Origin of the sequence: Methanorbis furvi (assembly GCF_032714615.1) — an archaeon.
GTDB lineage: Archaea > Halobacteriota > Methanomicrobia > Methanomicrobiales > Methanocorpusculaceae > Methanocorpusculum > Methanocorpusculum furvi.
On sequence record NZ_JAWDKA010000007.1, the window covers coordinates 15,477 to 34,118 of the forward strand.

Here is an 18,642-nt window from a genome sequence, read left to right on the forward strand (position 1 = left end):
CTATTCGCGTTTGACCAGAGGCATGCTATTCGCGTTTCAAAATAATAATTCAAAAAAAAATTATTTCCGATGTAAAAGCAGCTTCGGAAACTTCACCGCAATCCAGGGATTATTCTTCAGCATCGCCGCAAGCACCGACGGCACCGTCACCTCACTCAGATGAAGATCCGGAACCGACTTGATGACCTCAGCAAGCATCGTATCATCCATACGGAAAAACACATCCTTAATCAGATACGACCGCGACAAAAATTTCCCCATCCTGCTGGACCGCCACGCACCATCATACACCATCAGCGCACTCTTTGAACAGTCACCCGCAGCAACAGTCTCAGCAGCAGTACGACCCGCAAGCTGTCCTGAAAACAGCGCCTGATAAATTCCGCCGCCCGTAAACGGATCAGACATCCGGGCAGCATCGCCGCAGACGATCAAAGAATCCGCAACCGTACAGGAAAGTGGCCTACATGTTGAAACACCGCCGACAACCAGCTCGGTCACCTTACCGTTTGGAAAATGCTTCTCCATATACCGGTCAAGATAATCCTTCGCACGGTGACCGTCGCCTGACATCGTCCCGGGAATTCCAATACCAATGTTCGCCGTCCTTTGGCCTTTCGGAAAAATCCAGATATAACCGTGCGGGCACTCAGCATTACTCCAGAAAAAGACATTCATCTCAGGATCAATATCAATATCAGTCACCAGATACTGTGCACAGGAATCAAGATCAGCGAGCGGCACCGTTGTATCAATACCCGCAGCCTTCGTAAACTTCGACTCAATACCATCCGCCGCAATCACGACCTTCGCACGAACCGTGTGCGAAACACCGTGCTGATGAATCACTGCTCCTGCAATGCGGTTCCCTTCAACAAACGGCACCGCCCGTGCATGCACCGCAACCTCAACACCCGCATCAGCCGCACGCATCACCAGCTCGCGATCAAAAATTTTCCGATCCAGCGTATACCCAAGCACCTCATCACCGGACTTGCCGGAGATAAGAAAACCGGTACCATCCGGACCCGTAAACTTCGCCCGTTTGATAACTGCGGAGACCCATTTCGGATCAGGCGTGACAAACTCCAAAAGATCCTTGGTCACAATCCCTTCCGCACACCGGACCGGAGATCCGACCGCCGGACGTTTCTCCACAAGAAGAACAGACGCTCCGCGTGCCGCCGCCTCCTTCGCAGCCATCGCACCCGCAGGCCCTGCGCCGACTACCACTACATCATACGCGTCGTTCATCGTACCAGAAAAAAATAATTTTGGTTAGAGTGCTTTCAACAGATGCGGCAGCTCAAGAGCCAGCCACGGATTTGCCTTGAAGATAGCAAGCACCAGCTTTTTCACGCTCAGATCATCAATCTTCAGATCCGACATCGAGTGAACAATCGAGTTCAGTTTCTTGTCATCCATCTTGATGAACGACTCCTTCACCGCATAGTTGCGGGCAAGCGTCGTACCGACCGGACCATTGCGCCAGGTCTTATCATAGATCATCAGCGCTTTCTTGGAGGTATCGCCGTTCTTAATCGCAGTTGCCGCAATATTTCCGGCAAGGTTTCCGGTGTACATCGCATTATAGATACCGCCGCCCGTAATCGGATCAGACAGACGTGCAGCGTCTCCAACAACAATCAGATTGTCAGCAACCGTACACTCAAGCGGCTTACAGACCGACACACCGCCGACAATCAACTCGGTGACTTTGCCGTTCGGGAACTCTTTTGCGAGATACTTGTCAAGATAATCCTTTGCACGGTGGCCTTCGCCGGACTTTGTTCCGGCAATACCGATACCAATGTTCGCACACCGGGGGCCTTTCGGGAAAATCCAGATATATCCCCAGGGACATGCTTCATTGGAGACATGGAACACATTTGCCTTACAGTCAAAGTCAATATCATTGACAATATACTGGGCACAGGTTTCCAGTTCCCAGAGCGGAACGGTTGTATCAATGCCTGACCATTTCGCAAACTTCGACTCAACACCGTCAGCTGCAATCACAACCTTTGCACGCACCTCATAGGTCTTGCCGTGCTGGTGAATGATCGCGCCCGAAAGTTTTCCTTCGATAATAATTGGTGCAGACGCACGTGCATGTACCTGAATCTCAGCACCTGCCTCAGCCGCACGCCAGATAAGTTCGCGGTCGAAGATTTTGCGGTCAAGTACATATCCAACTTTACCGCCGGCAGCCTCGCCGCCGATCGTGAACCTTGTTCCGTCCGGACCAACAAGCACTGCACGTTCAATATCAGCAGATATCCATTTCGGATCCGCAGCAATAAACTCAGCAAGAGCCTCCTTGCCGATACCCTCCGCACAGCGGACCGGGGCACCAATGGCAGGACGCTTCTCCACAAGGAGAACGGACAGTCCGGCTTCAGCTGCGGCCTTTGCCGCAAGAGCGCCGCCCGGACCTCCGCCCACAACCAAAACGTCGTATGTTTCCTTCATTTCTCCACCCATTCAATAGCACCAAGAGGACAGACGGTCGAACAGATTTTGCATTTGTCTTTGCAGGTCTCGGTATCAACAGTCAGGTATGCGTCAATGAGTTCAAGCGAACCCTGCGGACACACGGACACACATGCACCGCAGTAGCCGCAAACGTCTCTACGAATATTGATCATTGCTCTATTATTTGGGGGGCGCAACGCATAAACTCTCTGGATGAGAGATAGATAAGGAGTATGGAACAGGATACTCCAAAACCCGGACTGATGTACATTGTGTTGATGATCGTTGCGATCGCCTGCGTCATCTATGGTATATCACTGATGTTTTAAAATCCGAAGATTGCCTGAGCAACAACATAGCAGATTCCAGAGACTGCTGCTGCTGCAGGAATGGTTAGAACCCAGGCGGTTATCATCTGACGGACTGCTCCCCATCGCACCGCTCCGGTCCCGCGGGTCACGCCTGTTCCCATGATAGTTCCCGTTGCAACATGGGTGGTTGAAACCGGAACACCGAACATGGTCATAAACGACAGCACAAGACCGCCGGACATCGATGCCGAAAATCCCTGATAGGGGCGAATCTTTGTGATGCCGGTACCCATTTTTTTGATAACCTTCCATCCTCCCGAGAGAATACCAAGCGATATTGCCAGAGCCGAGAGGATGATTACCCATAACGGCAGTTCGCCGTCCGCGGCAATGAATCCTGCGGCGATCAGAATTGCCATGATGATACCCATGGCATTCTGGGCATCGTTTCCTCCAAGACTCATTGCCTGAAATCCTGAGCCGACAATCTGTGCACGCTGGAACCATTTGTTCATCTTGGACGGGTGGCGGCTGTTTGCCATGATTTTAGTGAGAATGGTGGTGAAAAAGTAGGATACGATCAGACCGAGCGCGGGCGAGACACAGATGAAGAGAAGAATTGCAAGCAGGCCTTTGATCACGAACAGGTCGAGGATCATAAGGAGCGGTATTGCAATGATCGCGCCGGCGCATGCGCCAAGGATTGCAAAGGTTTTGATTTTGTCATGGGCGAGGAAAGCGACGAGCGTCATGATAAGTCCGCCGACCAGAGCGCCTGCGGCAAGATAGATGATCGTCCATGTGGTCATGGTCGGGTCAGGCCAGAAGACCGCAGAGACTCCGCCAGCGGCAAGGCCGACACCGATCAGTCCGCCGACAAGCGCATGGGATGAAGAGACCGGAATGCCGTACTGAGAGCAGGAGTTAACCCAGAGCACTGATCCAATAAGTCCGATGAAAAGTAAAACAGGTGTGAAAATTCCCGGGTCAATAATACCCTTACCAATCGTTTTTGCAACTGCGGTTGAGAAAATGAAGGGACCTGCAAGACAACAGACTGATGCGATAAGAATCGCGGTCCTTGGTGCGAGTGCACGCGTTGCTATGACGGTTGCTATGGTGTTTGATGCGTCGTTTCGTCCGTTCGAGAAGTTGAACGCGAGTGCGATCACAATGCCGAGGATGATGATTATGGTGTTGGCATCCATTGAATTCACGTGTGGCGGATGAGAATCGAGGCGAAAACGTCAGCAACGTCTTCGCATTTGTCGGTCGCGATCTCAAAGTGTTCGTAGATGTCTTTGAGTTTGATGATTCGAACAGGGTCTTTTGTCTTGAACAGATTCTGGAGGGCTTTGGACAGGATGTCGTCAGCCTGATTTTCTAATCTGTTGATCTCAATACAGCATCCTGTGATGGTTTCCGGGTCATTGAGTGTGCGAAGTCCGGCGACACCGGTTCTGATCTCTTCGGCTGCCTGACGGATGACCGAGGCGAACTCTACCATGAACTCGTCCGGCTGTTCGATCTCATAGATCAGGAGCATGTTGGTTCCCGAGTCGATGAAGTCGATTACGTCATCAAGGGCTGTTGCAAGACGGGAGATCTCTTCAGGTTCGATTGGGGTGATGAAGGTGCGGTTCAGTTCCTCGTAGACACGGTGCGCCATTGCGTCGCCACGGTGTTCGAGATCCTTCATTTGCCGGTATTTTTCCGGAATGTCGGTATAGTCGGTGAAAATTGTCTGTAGATGATCAGCTGCTTCGCAGACGATTTCCGCCTGTTCTTCGAAGAGCTCAAAAAAGATTTTATCCTGCGGGACAACCCAGCTTTTCAACCCCATGAACACGTAACCTCTATACAAGATACATGGTAGGGTATCTGACATGAACCTTTGCCTTTGCCAGCTACGGGTTGCAATTCGTTAATCAACGCATAAAACTCGTCATTTGTCGTAGCACCCTCTCGCAAAAAAAATCGGATAGGGTGATGTCTGGGAAAATTTTTGCCGGATTTTGGGAAAAGTTGTGATGAGATATTTTTAGAAAGGAGGTGGGCGGTGTAATTTTCAGACAGGGGATTTAGCCCAGACGAAACTTGAGGTCCCCAAAATTTCGTTCTGCCGAATAGTACTTATCTGAGTATGAGCATATGTGGAAAAAGAGATGACCATGCAGTACTTTTCGTACGGAGAAAAAGAGATTGCCGTACTTGCGGCAGAGGATCCGGTACTCGGAGCTGCAATGGACCGGCTCGGACGCCCCGAACGCGTGATTTTTCCGGATCTGTTTTCTGCTTTGATCAGAAGTGTTGTCGGTCAGCAAATTTCAACCAAAGCCGCTGATACCATCTGGGGCAGGATGGAGGATGCGTACGGCGATGACATCACTCCTGAAGTGATTACCCGTGCCGGAGCTGATGAGATACAGCAGTTTGGCATGTCAAAGAAAAAAGCAGGTTACATCTGCGGTATTGCTGATGCAGTCGTCACCAAAAAAGTTGACATATCCTCTTTTAGAGAAAAAAGCAATGAAGAGATCATCAAAGAGCTGACCATACTGCCCGGAGTCGGGGTGTGGACTGCGGAGATGATGCTCCTTCTTTCACTGGAACGACCTGACGTGGTAAGCTGGAATGATCTTGGGATCCGGAGAGGAATGATGCGGCTGTATAACCTTTCATCTCTGTCGAGAAATGAGTTTGAAATTTTACGCAGTCGTTACTCACCGTACGGGAGTGTTGCCTCCATCTATTTATGGGAGATAGCACACATTGATTCTTGGTAAATTTAACAAACATTGATATTTTTTCCAGTAACAACTCTCTTTAATACTACTCTGTCGTATTAGTATGTATGAGACCGATGCGGCGCAAAGCCTCACAGCTTTCAGATGCTGATACCAGAGATATTCTCCAAAACGGAGTCTGGGGGACGCTTGCCACCGTGGACGGTGACGGGCAGCCGTATGCGGTTCCGCTCAATTATGTTCTTGTCGATACCACCCTCTACATTCACTCGGCTCACGAGGGACACAAAATCGATAATCTTCGGGAGTGTCCGAAGGTGTCATTTGCCGTAGTTGCGTCAGAAAAGATGCTTGCAGATAAATTTGATACCCAGTACCGGTCTGCCATACTTTTCGGCACCGCCAGGCTCGTGACCGACCCTGAGGAAAAACAGGCTGCACTGGAGGCGCTGATGAATAAGTACTCTGCTTCGTTTCATGACAAGGCCATGGAGTACATCCGGAAAAACAGTGACCGGACAACGGTTGCTGCGATCAACGTGGTTCACGCGACCGGCAAGGAAGGAAAGTAGCATTGTATGACGTGATCATCTCAGGAGCCGGGGCGGCGGGATGTGTTGCGGCAAAGATACTGGTTGATGCCGGATACTCGGTGCTGGTCGCAGAAAAGATGTCTTTACTGCGGGAAAAGTCCTGCAACGGAATTTTGATCAGAAAAGCGGTGGCAATTGCTGAGGATGTGTTTGGTCAAATTCCGCAGGCGGTCCGATGCGATCCCCAGATCAATATGGGGTATACCCTGCAGAACGAACGGCATGTGATGTTTACGATTGACGGGCTTGGGATGAATGTCTGGCGTAATCTTTTTGATTACTGGATGGCTGTTGAGACGGATGAAGCGGGAGCCGAGATCAGGGAGAATACGGAAATAATCGGATTTCGCAATGAAGGGGATCATGTTGTGGTGAGTCTGCAAAACGAAATCGTTACAGAGGAGAAGGGGCGTGTTCTTGTCGGATGCGACGGGGTGGTGAGTGCTGTCCGACAGATACTGCGGAACGAAAAAAGAGAGTCTATTGTAACGTATCAAACCTACAGTACGGGTTCAATCGATCTGGATCCAAACTATTTTCATGCCTATCTTCAGCCTGAGTTTTCCGAGCATGCGGCATGGTGCTGTATAAAGGATGAGTTTGTAATTGTGGCAGTGAGCGCGAAGGATCAGTCGATGCTGCCTGAGTATTACCAGAGGTTTAAGGAGTATCTGGTCAGGGAGCTTGGTGCAGAGTTTGGGGATCTGGAGCGGGAGGAGTACGGGCTGCTTCCGTCGGTGACCCCAACTGATATGGGAGAGGACAGAATTTTTCTTGCAGGGGACGCGGCAAATTTTCTGAGTCCGGTCTGCGAAGGGATTGCTCCGGCGTTTGTGAGTGCGTCTGCGTTTGCGGAGGCGTATAAGAGAGTCTGCACGCCGGGAAATAATCCTGACACTGCCCTGCTGAGGAACGCATATGAGAATAATCTTGCATCAAGCAAGGAGTTCATGCGCCGGCAGTGGACGATGCTCGGACATGCGTCGCCGAAGTTTTCGTATATCACCAATGTCTGAGCTTGGGCGTTGTGGAAAAACGCGAATGACGTGAATAGCGCGAATGAAAAATCGCCAAAGGCGATTTTTAAGATAAAATAACATGGTTCGATTTTTTTTGGCAGAATAAATCATTTTGGTGTACCAAGCCCCGAGTCCCGCAGGGACGAGAGGTGCCGAGCCGGTTTAATTCTGTGGGGGTTCACCGCCTCAGGCGGTGAACCCCCACATGAGAATTGGAGCGGGGCGGCTGTCTTTATAGGGTTACAAAACCAACGCTATTGCAGAGATTTTTCTATGTTTTTGATTGGCGAAGCACTCGTTGGCGATGGGGCAGAACTAGCCCACATCGACCTCATGATCGGCGACAAAATGGGCCCGGTCGGAACGGCATTTGCAAACGGCCTGACCCAGCTTTCCGCAGGTCACACCCCGCTTCTCGGCGTTATCCGCCCGAACCTCCTCCCAAAACCGGCAGTCCTGATTGTGCCAAAAGTTACCCTTAAGCACACCGAACAGGTTACCCAGATCTTTGGCCCTGCACAGGCAGCAGTTTCCAAGGCTGTTGCCGATGCACTTGAAGACGGTGTCTTCACCGGCATGGACGTGGACGAGGTTGTTATTGTTGCAAGTGTTTTCATCTCTCCTGATGCAAAAGACTTCAACAAACTCTACCGCTTCAACTATGGTGCAACCCGCCTCGCACTTTCCCGTGCACTCGACAAGTTCCCGGACACCGCAACTGTCCTGAAGGAAAAAGACCGTGCAGCCCACGGTGTTATGGGATTCAAAGTTCAGCGGCTCTGGAACCCGCCCTACCTCCAGGTCGCCATGGACCTTGTCGATATGAGACAGGTGGAGCGTGTACTGCGTGAGGTTCCGCAGAACGATCACGTCATCTTTGAAGCAGGAACTCCGCTCATCAAACAGTTCGGCTTAAACGTCATCGGCGAAATTCGCAAGATCCGCCCGAACTGTTTCATCGTTGCAGACTTAAAGACCCTTGACACCGGCAACCTTGAAGCACGCATGGTGTCCAACGCAGGCGGCGACGCAGCAGTGGTATCAGGTCTTGCTCCGGTTGAGACGATTGCCGCATTCATTAAAGAAGCAAAGAAGTGCGGAATTTATGCAATCATCGACATGCTGAATGTTGACGAGCCGGCAAAGCTGATCGAAAGCCTTGCAAAGATGGGCGGCGCAGCACTTCTCCCGCAGTATGTTGAGATGCACCGTGCAATCGACAAGGAAGCAAGCGGCGAGTACAGCTGGGGCGACATCAAGAAGATCAAGGCAGTCGCAGCAAAGTACAATGCAAAGATCCTTGTTGCAACCGCAGGTGGTATCCGTGTGCCGGTTGTAAAGAAGGCACTCACCGCAGGTGCGGATGTTGTTGTTGTCGGCCGCGCAATCACGGCAAGCAAAGACATCAAGAACGCGGCCGAGTCCTTCCTTGCAGAGCTTGACTCTGAAGAGATCGACCAGTTCCGTGTGATGACCGATTTCTAAATCGGAATTCTTTTTATTTTTCTTTTTTTGTTTTGAATAGCACATCCTGTTTTCCCGTAAAAGAGATGTTGCCTATTACGTTCTGCCACCCACGGAAAAGCGGAACACACGGAAAAATATCACGGAGCAGACGTGAACATCACAGAAATAGAATTTTAGAGTTCCGTGCTGTTCACGTCTGCTCCGTGATGTTTTTCTGTGAAATTTCCGTGTACTCCGTTTTTCCGTGGGCGGAGTTACGACGAACGTTAGTTGTCATAAACGAATTTATGGGCAAACCACAAAAACAGATACTTTAAACACTGCCGTGCCCAATATAATCACAGTGTGAATTTATCGAGTGAAGAGAAAATGATCCCAATACTTACCAATACACTATCCGGAGAAAAGCCGTGACCGGCGGATCAGTCGGCGACGTAGTAACCAGGTACCACACCCTGAGATCACCGCTGCATCTTGAATCAGGAGCGGTGCTCGGGAATGTCGTCATCGCCTACGAACAGTACGGCTGTTCGCCAGCGCCCGGAAACACCATCCTTGTCTGTCACGCACTTTCCGGCGATGCGCACGCAGCCGGCATGCACAAAGGAGACAAACATCCCGGATGGTGGGACGGTGTGATCGGCCCTGGCAAAGCTCTTGACACCGACCGGTACTGCGTTATCGCAACCAACGTGATCGGCGGCTGTAAAGGATCGACCGGGCCTGCCTCAATCAATCCTGAAACAAAACTCCCGTACGGCCCTGACTTTCCGGTGATCACTATCCGCGACATGGTCGCAGCGCAGCACAGTTTCCTGACCGAACTGGGCATTCATGATCTCTACGCAGTGGTGGGCGGTTCCATGGGCGGCATGCAGTCTTTGCAGTGGAGCGTTGAGTACCCGGGATTTGCCCGCCGCATCGTCGTGATTGCCGCGGCCGGTTACTCAACACCGATGCATATCGCATTTGGCGCTGTGGGACGCGCTGCCATCATGACCGATCCCGCATGGAAGGGCGGCCGCTATCCAATGGACGAAAAACCCGACCACGGCCTCTCCCTCGCACGCATGATGGCTCACATCACCTATCTGTCGGATCAGTCGATGCACAAAAAGTTCGGACGAAGGCTTCAGGAAAAAACCGAGTACGGTTACGGGTTTGAGACCGAGTTCAGTGTGGAAAGCTATCTGAAGCATCAGGGCAGAAGTTTTGTGCAGCGGTTTGATCCAAACTCCTATCTCTACATCACCAAAGCCATCGACTACTATGATCTGACCAGAAACGGATCTCTTGCCGAAGGGTTGGAGGGAGCTGATGCCAAGTTCCTGATTCTCTCAGTCTCCACCGACTGGCTGTACCCGCCGTACCTGTCTGAAGAGATCGTGATGGCTCTAAACAGCCTTGGAAAGGATGTGCAGTACACCGAAGTGATGTCAGGATTCGGGCACGACGGATTCCTGCTTGAGGATGATCAGATGAACTATCTGATCGGACGGTTCCTCACTCCGTTAACGGTTGAAGATATCATGAACCGTGACCCGCCGACCATCTGCGGATGTGCAACAATTCGTGCAGCGGCCGCGACAATGATAGAGCGTGAGGTCAATCATCTGCCGGTCCTGCACACAGACGGAACACTGTGCGGAATTGTGACGTCATGGGACATTGCAAAGGCGGTTGCAGGCGAACATGTGAAGCTTGATGAGATTATGACAAAGGATGTATTGAGCGTGTCGTCGAATGATACGCTTCGTGATGCGGCACGGATTTTGGATCAGCATCACATCTCAGCCCTGCCGGTTGTAACTGGGGGAAAAGTTGTCGGTATGCTGACCAGCGAACAACTTTCAAACATTGTGGAGAGGAGATAATATGAAAATACTCGGCATTCATGCGGATCGTGTCTGGTATAAGGTGACGAAAAAAACCAAGATGGCAGAGCCTGAACCAATCCCTGAGGATGAGATGCTGGACTGCGTTCTGCTGTTCTGTTGTGTGGAAAAGTCTGATGAAGTGAATCCGGAGCTGACGGTGTCTGCAACAGTTGAGAGTATCTGCGTGCGGCTCGGGCGGCTGAAGGCAAAGAGGGTGATGCTGTTTCCTTATGCACACCTTGCGTCCGATCTTGGTTGCCCCGGAATTTCGCAGTGGATTTTGAAAACGATTCAGGTGAGGCTGAGCGAAGAAGGGGTGGAGACCAAGCGTGCGGCGTTCGGCTGGTACAAGGAGTTTGAGATCAAGAGTAAAGGTCACCCGATGGCTGATTTTTCGATGTCGGTCTGTCCTTTCATCGGCGGTGCATGCGAGGGGGAGTGCTGCCCGAAAAAGCAGGAGCATCTGGAGATCATTGGTCAGTCATAATTTTTTTCTGTTGTGGACGTACGCATCAGCCCACGGAACACACAGAACACACGGAAATTTCACAGAAAATGTACTCTCACAAAAAGATTTAGTAGATTTTTTTCTGAAAAAAGGAAATGGATAAGTGGCGAATGGGCATGATGAGAAAAGGAAACCGCAAATCCACGCAAATCTCGCTCGCTGATGCTCGCTCCGCAAATCGCATTTGCGAACCGTCGCTCTCATCCCGCCGGATTCCGGCGGGCTCGTTGCTATCGCAACCGCGACTGCAAATGCTGGGCGGCGCCAGTCGGGCGCCGCCATGGGTTGAATGGATTGCATTCGAAGTGTAGGACAATCTGAAAATTTTCGACCCCACGACATTTTACGCAGTGACACACCATGAATATTATCGATAAACAATAGGCGGCGCCTGACTGGCGCCGTCCAGCGTTTGCCGTCGCGTTTGCGATAGCAACGAGCCCGCCGGAATCCGGCGGGATGAGAGCGACGAAAAGCAAACGCGATTTGCGGAGCGAGCGTTAGCGAGCGAGATTTGCGTGGATTTGCGGTTCCTTTTTCAAGCGAAACCACGCTCACCACTTACCCTCTTACTTTTCCCAGAAAAAATCGACTAAATCTTTTCGTGGTATCACAAAATTTCACAGAAAAAAACATCACGGAGCAGACGTGAACATCACGGAAATATTTTTTCTAAATTGAAATTCCATTATGATGCCACAAAAAATTTCGTTGGTTTGCTTCAGGAAATTTTTCAAAAAAAATAATTGCAGAAAATATTTTCGTGATGCCGCATCAAAATATTTCATCACAAAATCTCAGAAAAAAAACCGTTGGTTTGCTCTTGAAAATTTTTCAAAAAATAATTGCAAAAAATATTTTTCGTGATGCCGCATGAAAATATTTCATCGCGAGATTTCTGAAAAAAAAACACCACGGAAATATTGTTTAAATTTATACTTCCGTGCAGTTCACATCTGCTCCGTGATGTTTTTCAGTGATATTTCCGTGTTTTCCGTTTTTCCGTGGGCGGCAAAAAAAATCACACAACAACCTTCACCGTACTGCCGTCAGGATTTTTCACAACCACGATTTTTTTCTCAATCCGCTGCCTGAGATCCTCCACATGGGAGATGATACCGATCAGCCGGCTGCCGGTCCTGGGCGCCGCAAGAGTTGCCAGTGTCTCGATCGCCTGATCCAGCGACACCGAGTCAAGAGACCCGAAGCCTTCGTCGATGAAAAGCGCGTCCAGCTCAATGCCGCCCGAGGTCTCCATGATAACATCCGACAGACCGAGGGCAAGAGACAGTGCCGCCTTAAACGACTCGCCGCCTGAAAGTGTTGAGGTCGGCCGCTGTTTTCCGGTGTAAAAGTCGATCACATCCATCTCAAGCCCCTCCTTTCTTCGCTGATCCGTTGCCGCACTCCGTTGCACAATTCTGAACCGTCCGTCCGTCATCGCATGCAGACGGATGTTCGCCTTCTCAAGAATGCGGCCGAGGTATGCGGACTGCACGTACTCCTCAAACTTCATCCGAACCCCTGAGCCTGCCGCATCACCGTTCGCCGCACGCGAGAGATCAGACAGCTCTGTGTACCGCGCAGAGACCGCCGCATACTTTTCCAAAAATCCTGAGATCTCAGACAGGGCCGCAGAATTCTGCATGATCCGGTAACCGAGATCTTTTTCCTCCTCCTGAAGCGCTGCATACCTGCGTTCCTCTTCGGCAAATTTTGCGGTAAGAGCAGGGATGTCAATTGCGGTACATCCTTCGGTCTTTTTCTGCAAAAGCACAATCTGACCGTCGGTCGAGGAGCGAAGTTCACGATACCGTTTCAGTTTCTCCTGCGCTGCGAGAACGTCGGCGTCACTCATCAGCGCACTGCGGTATCCGTCGCGGGTGAGACCGCGGGTGAGAAGCGCAGTGTTGAATGCCTCCTCGCTGGTGTTCTTGGTGCGCTCTGCATCGGCAAAGATCTCCTCAGCAGCGGTGCATGCCGAGGCCGCATCATATCTGGCGGATTTTATCTGTTCAAACGTTTTGATCAGATCAGTCTCCCGCGTCCGGCGAAGAGACATCTCGGACTCACGTTTTCTGATGTCTTCGTTTAGTTCAGCAGCAGAAACGTAGCCGGGCAGAAGCTGGCCTTTCAACGTCTCGGCACGTGCCTTTGCGTACTCGGCACGCTGTTTGATATTGGCAGCTGTTTCGGCAAGCTCGGCAAGTTCCTCTTCGCGGCGCGGGAATGAGTCATGCATCTGGCGGAGCTCTGCATCCAATGATGATTTTTCGGTGAGTAAATTCTGAAGCCCGGCAATCTCCGCAGTGATCAGTTTCAGCTGCTCCTCAGACGTCTGCACCTCCTCACGAATCAGTCCGTCCAGAATTCTCGCCCAGTCGGAACGCTGTGGAAGAGTAAACAGCAGCTCAGCTGCAGTAAGGAGATGCTGTTCGCCTGCACGAAGCATGCTCCGTGCTCCTGAACATTCTGACGCGGCTTTGCTTCGTGCATTTTCTTTGGCGGCAAGCTCGGTCTTTGCAGCATTCAGTTCCGCTTCGGTTGGAATGCCGGCAGGGAGGTTTGCGGGACGCGGATGAAGGGTTGAACCGCAGACCGGACAGGGAGAGCCTGCACGCAGACTTTTTGCCATGATGCCTGCCTGACCGTCGAAGAAGGCACGCTCTTTTTTTGCGACGATATCTCTGGTCTCCTCGTAGGCATCCGCTGCTCTGGTGTAGGCGATCTCTTTGAAGGAACATTCCTTCACCGTTTTCTGATGCGTCTGAAGTTCTCTTGCAAGAGCGGTGAGGGATGCGAGCCGTGCGGTTGTCTTGGCTTCGCGATGTTTTGCCTCGGCAAGTTTTTCAGGGACACTGCCCAGCTCGGAAAGCCGGTTCATGAGCCGGTCGCGCTGCACGTTCATCCGCTTCAGATCAGCCTTCCGCTCCGCAAGATCCTTTTCAATTCTCTCAAGCTCACTGCCGCCGCGCAGCTGCTGGCCCTTCACGGTCTCGTACTCGGTGAACTGAGTGACGAAACCTTTGAGTTTTCCAATCTCCTCCTGCATCAGCGGGAGGGAGAGATTGTCGCGCTGGGTTTTGGAAAGTTCAGCAGCCGCAGCCTCGGCTTTTTCCTGCGCAGCAGCAAGCCGGGCTTTTGCCTCCTCCAGCCCATTTCGTGCAGCACTCAACCGCTCAGCGGCTGAGTCCGCACGTTCTGCGTACGGCACAATCTCACGGACACGCTGCGACATCTCAAGTTTTTTGCCAAGCTGTGCCATCTCCCCTTCCTGCTCCCGCAGTTGTTGTGCGATTGCTTTCGTCTCTGAGAGCCGGTCAAGGTCTGCATTGATCTGTTTTGCATTTTCGATTGATGCACCGATCTCTGCGGCACGGTTTCTTGCAGACTGGCAGTCTCCTTTGAGAACAGACGCATGAGTCCTGTCGTCGCGGAGCTGTTCGGCTGCGGCGGCGGAGAGGTCGCTGAGACGGAAAAATCCGTCGGGTGACCCCCGCACTTCAGCTAACAGATCAGCGAACGGTGTGTTAGGAACTGCAATAAACCGGTCAGCACGATCAGCACATGACTGCCGGATCGTTTCGGTTTCCTGTTTTGCAGCCCGTGCCTGTGCAGCGATTCTGTTTTGAAACTCCTCAAACCGTTCGGTTGCGAACAGTTTTCTGAGGATGTCGGCACGATCTTTGCTGGTGCTGAACAGAAATTTTTCAAAGTCGTTCTGGGCCAGCATCGCAACCTGACGAAACTGCTGGCTGTCCAGACCAAGGAGGAGGAGGACCTCTTCGCCGACATGTTTGGGGCCGGAGATCTCTGTTCCGGTCGGCAGGACAAGGCTTGCGGTTGCTTTTTTTTCGGTTCCCTGAACAGTGTAGGCAGGAGTGCGCCTGATGGTGTAGGTCTCCTTTCGGTGAAGAAACATCAGCTCCACAAAGGGAACAGTGTCCGGTGCGGCGAAGTCGCTTGCAAGAGTTTTTGCCTCGCGGATGCTGCCGCTTGCAACACCGTAGAGGGCGTAGGTGATCGCATCAAAGATAGTGGTTTTTCCTGAACCGGTGTCGCCGGTGATCAGAAAAATTCCCGAGCCGTCAAATGCAGAAAAGTCGATCACCGTTTCTTTGGCATACGGACCAAACGATGAGATCACCAGACGAATTGGTTTCATTTCTCTCCACCCATCTCCTGTAAAATTTCCTGGACAACCGTTTCTTGCAAAGCGGTCATGGGTCTGCCGGAGACTTCTGAGAAAAATCCTGCGAAGAGATCCCGGTCTGATTTTTGCAGATCCTCCATCCGGGCACCGGCGGCGACCGCTGCCGGAGTAGAGTCGTTCACCCGTTCAACGCCGATGACCGCCGGATATTTTGCACGCAGTCTGGCCATGGTGTCTGCGGGCGGCAGCGGGTCGGTGAGTTGTACGAAAAAGAAGTCGTCGTGGGGCATTGGAACAGCGCCCGCAGTGGTGAGGTCGTCAACTGTTCCGCAGATGATGCGCAGATCGCGTAACGGTTTGAGCGGAATCTGGCGGATGGTGACGTTGCCTTTTTCAAAAAATTCCACGACGGTGACTGATTTTGCCGGGCCGCATTCGGATGGTGAGTACTTGAGGGGAGAGCCTGCGTAGCGGATGGTGGCAAGGCCGACTTTCTGCGGTTTGTGCAGATGACCAAGAGCTGCATACTCAAACTCGGCGAAATGTTTTGCATCCACCTGTTCGATGCCGCCGACGGTGATTCGTTCAGATTCGGATGACGCCGGCATCGTGCCAAATCCTGCAACGAACTGGTGCGCAACTACGGCGTAACGTTCGCCTGATTTGAGCGGGATCGAGGCAATCACTGCGGCGACCGCTTCGTCAAAGGTTGTAACGGTGATGTCGCCGAATTTTCCCGAGCTGCGTACCATCGCAGGGTCGATGTACGGCAAAAGGCAGAGGTGCAGCGGCCCGAACTCGTCAGAGAGGTCGATGACTCGAACGTCGCGCTCGCTGTCGTAGATGCCGTTGATGTAAATGCCGCAGTTGTCCATGATGCTGCTGCCGTAATGAATTCGTTCCGGCGAGTCATGATTACCGCTGATCATGAAGACGGTGATGTTTGATCGCTGAAGGTACGTGAGAAATTTGTTCAACAGATCAACTGCCGCACGTCCGGCAACCGGAGTGTCAAAAATATCTCCGGCAAGCAGTATGCCGTCTGCGTTTTCAGATACGGCAAGCTGTGCTATCCGGCGGAGAATGAATGCCTGATCCGCGAGAATATTGTATCCGTAAAACTGTTTTCCGAGGTGAAGGTCGGCGGTGTGGATGAATTTCATGAAGTGGTCACGCCGGATTTTCGTTGGTATATTTTCGGTGTGTGAGTGATTAAAGATTTACCAGTGTCCTATGGAACAAAATCACGATCATGCTAATGTGCCACATGATAACATACCACACTAATTTATATCCAAGAAACGGCAACATGGTAGGAGATTCAGATGAACGAAAGCGACACCCATTCTTACAACGGTTGCCAGGCTGCGTTCATCGTCTTTTTCTTCTTTAGCTTTAACTAAGGAACGCCGTCACGCTTTCGTATGACGGTTTTTTCAATGCTGTTTTACGAAACTGATGCTGCGCAAAAGACGCGAGTCCTTCGATAAATTGGTGGATGCTCAACATGTTTGGAATTAGTGACCCGGGAGTGTGGATTACCTATGTTATCTGCATCGTCTCGTTGATTGGCTGCTTTATTTACGGATACTTCTACTGGAACAAGGATAGTGACGACGATGGCAGTAAGTACTGAACTCACAATTGTCATCGTGCTCTTCTATCTGGTGATGATCCTTGGCCTTGGATACTACGGATACAAGAAGACGAAAAAGGTTGAAGACTACATGGTCGCGGGGCGCAACACGCATCCGATAATTATTGCCTTATCATATGGTGCGACGTTCATCAGTACGTCTGCGATTGTAGGATTTGGTGGAACCGCTGCGCAGTATGGTATGAGTCTGATGTGGCTGACCGTTCTCTGTGTAGTTGTCGGTGTGATCATTGCTTTCCTGTTCATGGGAAAACGCATCCGGCGCGTGGGAAAAGAACTTGGTGCACTGACGTATCCTGAGCTGTTTGGAAAAATGTTCGGATCCAAGTTTTTGATCTATGCATCAGGTCTGATCTTTGTTGCAGCAATGCCGCTGTACACAGCAGCAGTTCTCATCGGCGGAGCACGGTTTATTGAGACGACGCTTGGGATCCCGTACATGACGGCACTGTTCGGGTTTGCAGTAATTGTTGCGCTCTATGTTGTCATCGGCGGTCTGATCGCAGTGATGTACACGGACGCTGTGCAGGGAGCGATCATGCTGGTGGGTATGGGACTCTTGCTTGTTTTGACCTACATCTATCTTGGAGGTGTTGTCACGGCAAACAGTGCACTGGAGGCAATGGCACCACTGGTTCCGGAGAATCTTGCGGCGGTTGGTATGACCGGCTGGACGTCGATGCCTGAGTTCGGCTCACCGGTATGGATGACGGTTATCACAACGCTGGTGCTTGGTGTGGGTATTGGGGTACTTGCCCAGCCGCAGCTTGCAGTCAGATTCATGACGGCAAAGGACGGTAAGTCACTGAACCGCGCTATTCCGATGGGGGCACTCTTTATTGTGATGATGACCGGTGTTGCGTTCACGGTTGGTCCGCTGACGAATGTCTACTTCATGGAGACGACCGGCCAGCTTGCTCTTGATGCAGCCGGAGGAAATGTTGACTCGGTGATTCCGCTCTACATCAACTCGGCAATGCCTGAGCTGTTTGTGATAATTTTCATGCTCACTCTGCTTTCTGCGGCGATGTCAACGCTTTCGTCGCTTCTGCATACGATGGGAACAACGCTCGGCGGCGATATGTTTGCACGACTGAAAGGAAAGAGATACTCGGTCCGGGCAAATCAGATCGGTATTATTGTGATGATGATTGTGAGTATTGCCATTGCGGTTGCAATGCCGGGTAGTATTATCGCCCGTGCCACGGCGATGTTTATGGGGCTGTGTACGGCAGCACTGCTGCCTGCATTTATTCATGGTCTTGTGGCGAAACGTCCGTCACTTCTTGCGGCAAAGTGGAGTATGATTGCAGGAGCGGTAGGCTGGCTTCTCTGGACAGTGTTTGCCCATACCGCGGAGTCGAAGGCGCTTGGTATCTGTAATGCAATCTTCGGCGTTGATTCGCTGGTGTCAAGTCCCTGGAACTATCTGGATCCGCTGGTTGTCGGAACAGTTCTCTCAATCCTGGTGCTGGTTATCCTGATTCCTCTGGACAAACATCGTGTTACCCGCGAACAACAGCACAGTTTTGTGTGAAAAACTTTCAATACTTTTTTTTTGAAAATAGATTTTTCCCTGACTCAAGCAGACGGATTTTCAAAACTGGCTTTTTGTTGTGCCCTGTCAGTAGAGAAAACTGATGTCTGAAAAATATTCTCAAAAAATGAAAATATATTTTGGACAGAGAGAGATTAACGAAAAATCGAATTAGGGGAAAACATCTGAATGGCACTCCAATATATGGCGGTAAAACTGCGAATATTTTGCATTTATGAGTATTTTTGAAGTGTATCTCAATCAATAGGTTTACGGGGACCCAGAAATATTTATTAAC

At 51.1% G+C, this 18,642-nt stretch carries 15 protein-coding genes; 8 read left to right on the forward strand and 7 right to left on the reverse strand.

Translation table 11 applies throughout. The features are described from left to right. Nucleotides 1-60 precede the first annotated feature (60 nt). The 5 genes from McpAg1_RS06845 to McpAg1_RS06865 form a co-directional block, all read right to left on the reverse strand. Nucleotides 61-1,233, reverse strand: a complete 1,173-nt coding sequence (locus tag McpAg1_RS06845) for an NAD(P)/FAD-dependent oxidoreductase (RefSeq protein WP_338094556.1) — start codon at nt 1,231-1,233, stop codon at nt 61-63. 45 nt (nt 1,234-1,278) lie between these two features. Continuing rightward, a complete protein-coding gene (locus McpAg1_RS06850; protein WP_338094557.1) occupies nt 1,279-2,472 on the reverse strand; it encodes an NAD(P)/FAD-dependent oxidoreductase in 1,194 nt (397 codons plus the stop codon). After that, nucleotides 2,469-2,648: a 4Fe-4S binding protein gene (locus McpAg1_RS06855; protein ID WP_338094558.1), complete on the reverse strand. Its 180-nt coding sequence runs from the start codon at nt 2,646-2,648 to the stop codon at nt 2,469-2,471. Before McpAg1_RS06855 ends, McpAg1_RS06850 begins: the two co-directional genes overlap by 4 nt. A gap of 152 nt (nt 2,649-2,800) precedes the next feature. Beyond that, the gene (locus tag McpAg1_RS06860) at nt 2,801-3,994 is read right to left on the reverse strand and encodes an inorganic phosphate transporter (protein ID WP_338094559.1); all 1,194 of its coding nucleotides are present in this window, start codon (nt 3,992-3,994) and stop codon (nt 2,801-2,803) included. A 5-nt stretch (nt 3,995-3,999) separates the two neighbouring features. After that, nucleotides 4,000-4,629: a DUF47 domain-containing protein gene (locus McpAg1_RS06865; protein ID WP_338094560.1), complete on the reverse strand. Its 630-nt coding sequence runs from the start codon at nt 4,627-4,629 to the stop codon at nt 4,000-4,002. Between the two features lie 322 nt (nt 4,630-4,951). Between McpAg1_RS06865 and McpAg1_RS06870 the strand changes: the two genes are divergently transcribed. From McpAg1_RS06870 to McpAg1_RS06895, 6 genes are all read left to right on the forward strand, one after another. Beyond that, entirely contained in the window at nt 4,952-5,572 is a 621-nt protein-coding gene (locus McpAg1_RS06870) for a DNA-3-methyladenine glycosylase family protein (protein WP_338094561.1), read from the forward strand. A 68-nt stretch (nt 5,573-5,640) separates the two neighbouring features. Next, nucleotides 5,641-6,105, forward strand: coding sequence for a pyridoxamine 5'-phosphate oxidase family protein (locus McpAg1_RS06875; RefSeq protein WP_338094562.1), 465 nt, complete (start codon nt 5,641-5,643; stop codon nt 6,103-6,105). Nucleotides 6,106-6,116: 11 nt separating this feature from the next. Beyond that, on the forward strand, nt 6,117-7,142 hold the full coding sequence (locus tag McpAg1_RS06880) for an NAD(P)/FAD-dependent oxidoreductase (RefSeq protein WP_338094648.1): 1,026 nt from the start codon (nt 6,117-6,119) through the stop codon (nt 7,140-7,142). 276 nt (nt 7,143-7,418) lie between these two features. Beyond that, nucleotides 7,419-8,630: a bifunctional 5,6,7,8-tetrahydromethanopterin hydro-lyase/3-hexulose-6-phosphate synthase gene (locus McpAg1_RS06885; RefSeq protein WP_338094563.1), complete on the forward strand. Its 1,212-nt coding sequence runs from the start codon at nt 7,419-7,421 to the stop codon at nt 8,628-8,630. 392 nt (nt 8,631-9,022) lie between these two features. Continuing rightward, on the forward strand, nt 9,023-10,486 hold the full coding sequence (gene metX / locus McpAg1_RS06890; protein ID WP_338094564.1) for a homoserine O-acetyltransferase MetX: 1,464 nt from the start codon (nt 9,023-9,025) through the stop codon (nt 10,484-10,486). 1 nt (nt 10,487) lies between these two features. Then, a complete protein-coding gene (locus tag McpAg1_RS06895; protein WP_338094565.1) occupies nt 10,488-10,976 on the forward strand; it encodes a threonyl-tRNA synthetase editing domain-containing protein in 489 nt (162 codons plus the stop codon). 1,042 nt (nt 10,977-12,018) lie between these two features. On the opposite strand, the gene McpAg1_RS06900 is transcribed toward McpAg1_RS06895, so the two are convergent. Further along, nucleotides 12,019-15,162: an AAA family ATPase gene (locus McpAg1_RS06900; protein ID WP_338094566.1), complete on the reverse strand. Its 3,144-nt coding sequence runs from the start codon at nt 15,160-15,162 to the stop codon at nt 12,019-12,021. Beyond that, complete coding sequence (locus tag McpAg1_RS06905; RefSeq protein WP_338094567.1) at nt 15,159-16,313, reverse strand: exonuclease SbcCD subunit D; 1,155 nt, start codon at nt 16,311-16,313, stop codon at nt 15,159-15,161. The genes McpAg1_RS06900 and McpAg1_RS06905 overlap by 4 nt, the downstream gene beginning before the upstream one ends. 344 nt (nt 16,314-16,657) lie before the next feature. Between McpAg1_RS06905 and McpAg1_RS06910 the strand changes: the two genes are divergently transcribed. Together McpAg1_RS06910 and McpAg1_RS06915 are read left to right on the forward strand one after the other, a co-directional pair. Next, nucleotides 16,658-16,786, forward strand: coding sequence for a symporter small accessory protein (locus McpAg1_RS06910; protein ID WP_338094568.1), 129 nt, complete (start codon nt 16,658-16,660; stop codon nt 16,784-16,786). After that, nucleotides 16,770-18,344 carry a sodium:solute symporter family protein gene (locus tag McpAg1_RS06915; protein WP_338094569.1) on the forward strand — a complete coding sequence of 525 codons (1,575 nt, stop codon included), beginning with the start codon at nt 16,770-16,772 and terminating at the stop codon, nt 18,342-18,344. The genes McpAg1_RS06910 and McpAg1_RS06915 overlap by 17 nt, the downstream gene beginning before the upstream one ends. The last annotated feature ends 298 nt before the right edge of the window (nt 18,345-18,642 follow it).

What these genes read in the sequence shown, in the direction of transcription:
- McpAg1_RS06850 (WP_338094557.1), bottom strand. Translation starts at nt 2,472, where the DNA reads ATGAAGGAAACATACGACGTTTTGGTTGTGGGCGGAGGTCCGGGCGGC.
- McpAg1_RS06855 (WP_338094558.1), bottom strand. Translation starts at nt 2,648, where the DNA reads ATGATCAATATTCGTAGAGACGTTTGCGGCTACTGCGGTGCATGTGTG.
- McpAg1_RS06860 (WP_338094559.1), bottom strand. Translation starts at nt 3,994, where the DNA reads ATGGATGCCAACACCATAATCATCATCCTCGGCATTGTGATCGCACTC.
- McpAg1_RS06865 (WP_338094560.1), bottom strand. Translation starts at nt 4,629, where the DNA reads ATGGGGTTGAAAAGCTGGGTTGTCCCGCAGGATAAAATCTTTTTTGAG.
- McpAg1_RS06870 (WP_338094561.1), top strand. Translation starts at nt 4,952, where the DNA reads ATGACCATGCAGTACTTTTCGTACGGAGAAAAAGAGATTGCCGTACTT.
- McpAg1_RS06875 (WP_338094562.1), top strand. Translation starts at nt 5,641, where the DNA reads ATGAGACCGATGCGGCGCAAAGCCTCACAGCTTTCAGATGCTGATACC.
- McpAg1_RS06885 (WP_338094563.1), top strand. Translation starts at nt 7,419, where the DNA reads ATGTTTTTGATTGGCGAAGCACTCGTTGGCGATGGGGCAGAACTAGCC.
- McpAg1_RS06895 (WP_338094565.1), top strand. Translation starts at nt 10,488, where the DNA reads ATGAAAATACTCGGCATTCATGCGGATCGTGTCTGGTATAAGGTGACG.
- McpAg1_RS06900 (WP_338094566.1), bottom strand. Translation starts at nt 15,162, where the DNA reads ATGAAACCAATTCGTCTGGTGATCTCATCGTTTGGTCCGTATGCCAAA.
- McpAg1_RS06905 (WP_338094567.1), bottom strand. Translation starts at nt 16,313, where the DNA reads ATGAAATTCATCCACACCGCCGACCTTCACCTCGGAAAACAGTTTTAC.
- McpAg1_RS06910 (WP_338094568.1), top strand. Translation starts at nt 16,658, where the DNA reads ATGTTTGGAATTAGTGACCCGGGAGTGTGGATTACCTATGTTATCTGC.
- McpAg1_RS06915 (WP_338094569.1), top strand. Translation starts at nt 16,770, where the DNA reads ATGGCAGTAAGTACTGAACTCACAATTGTCATCGTGCTCTTCTATCTG.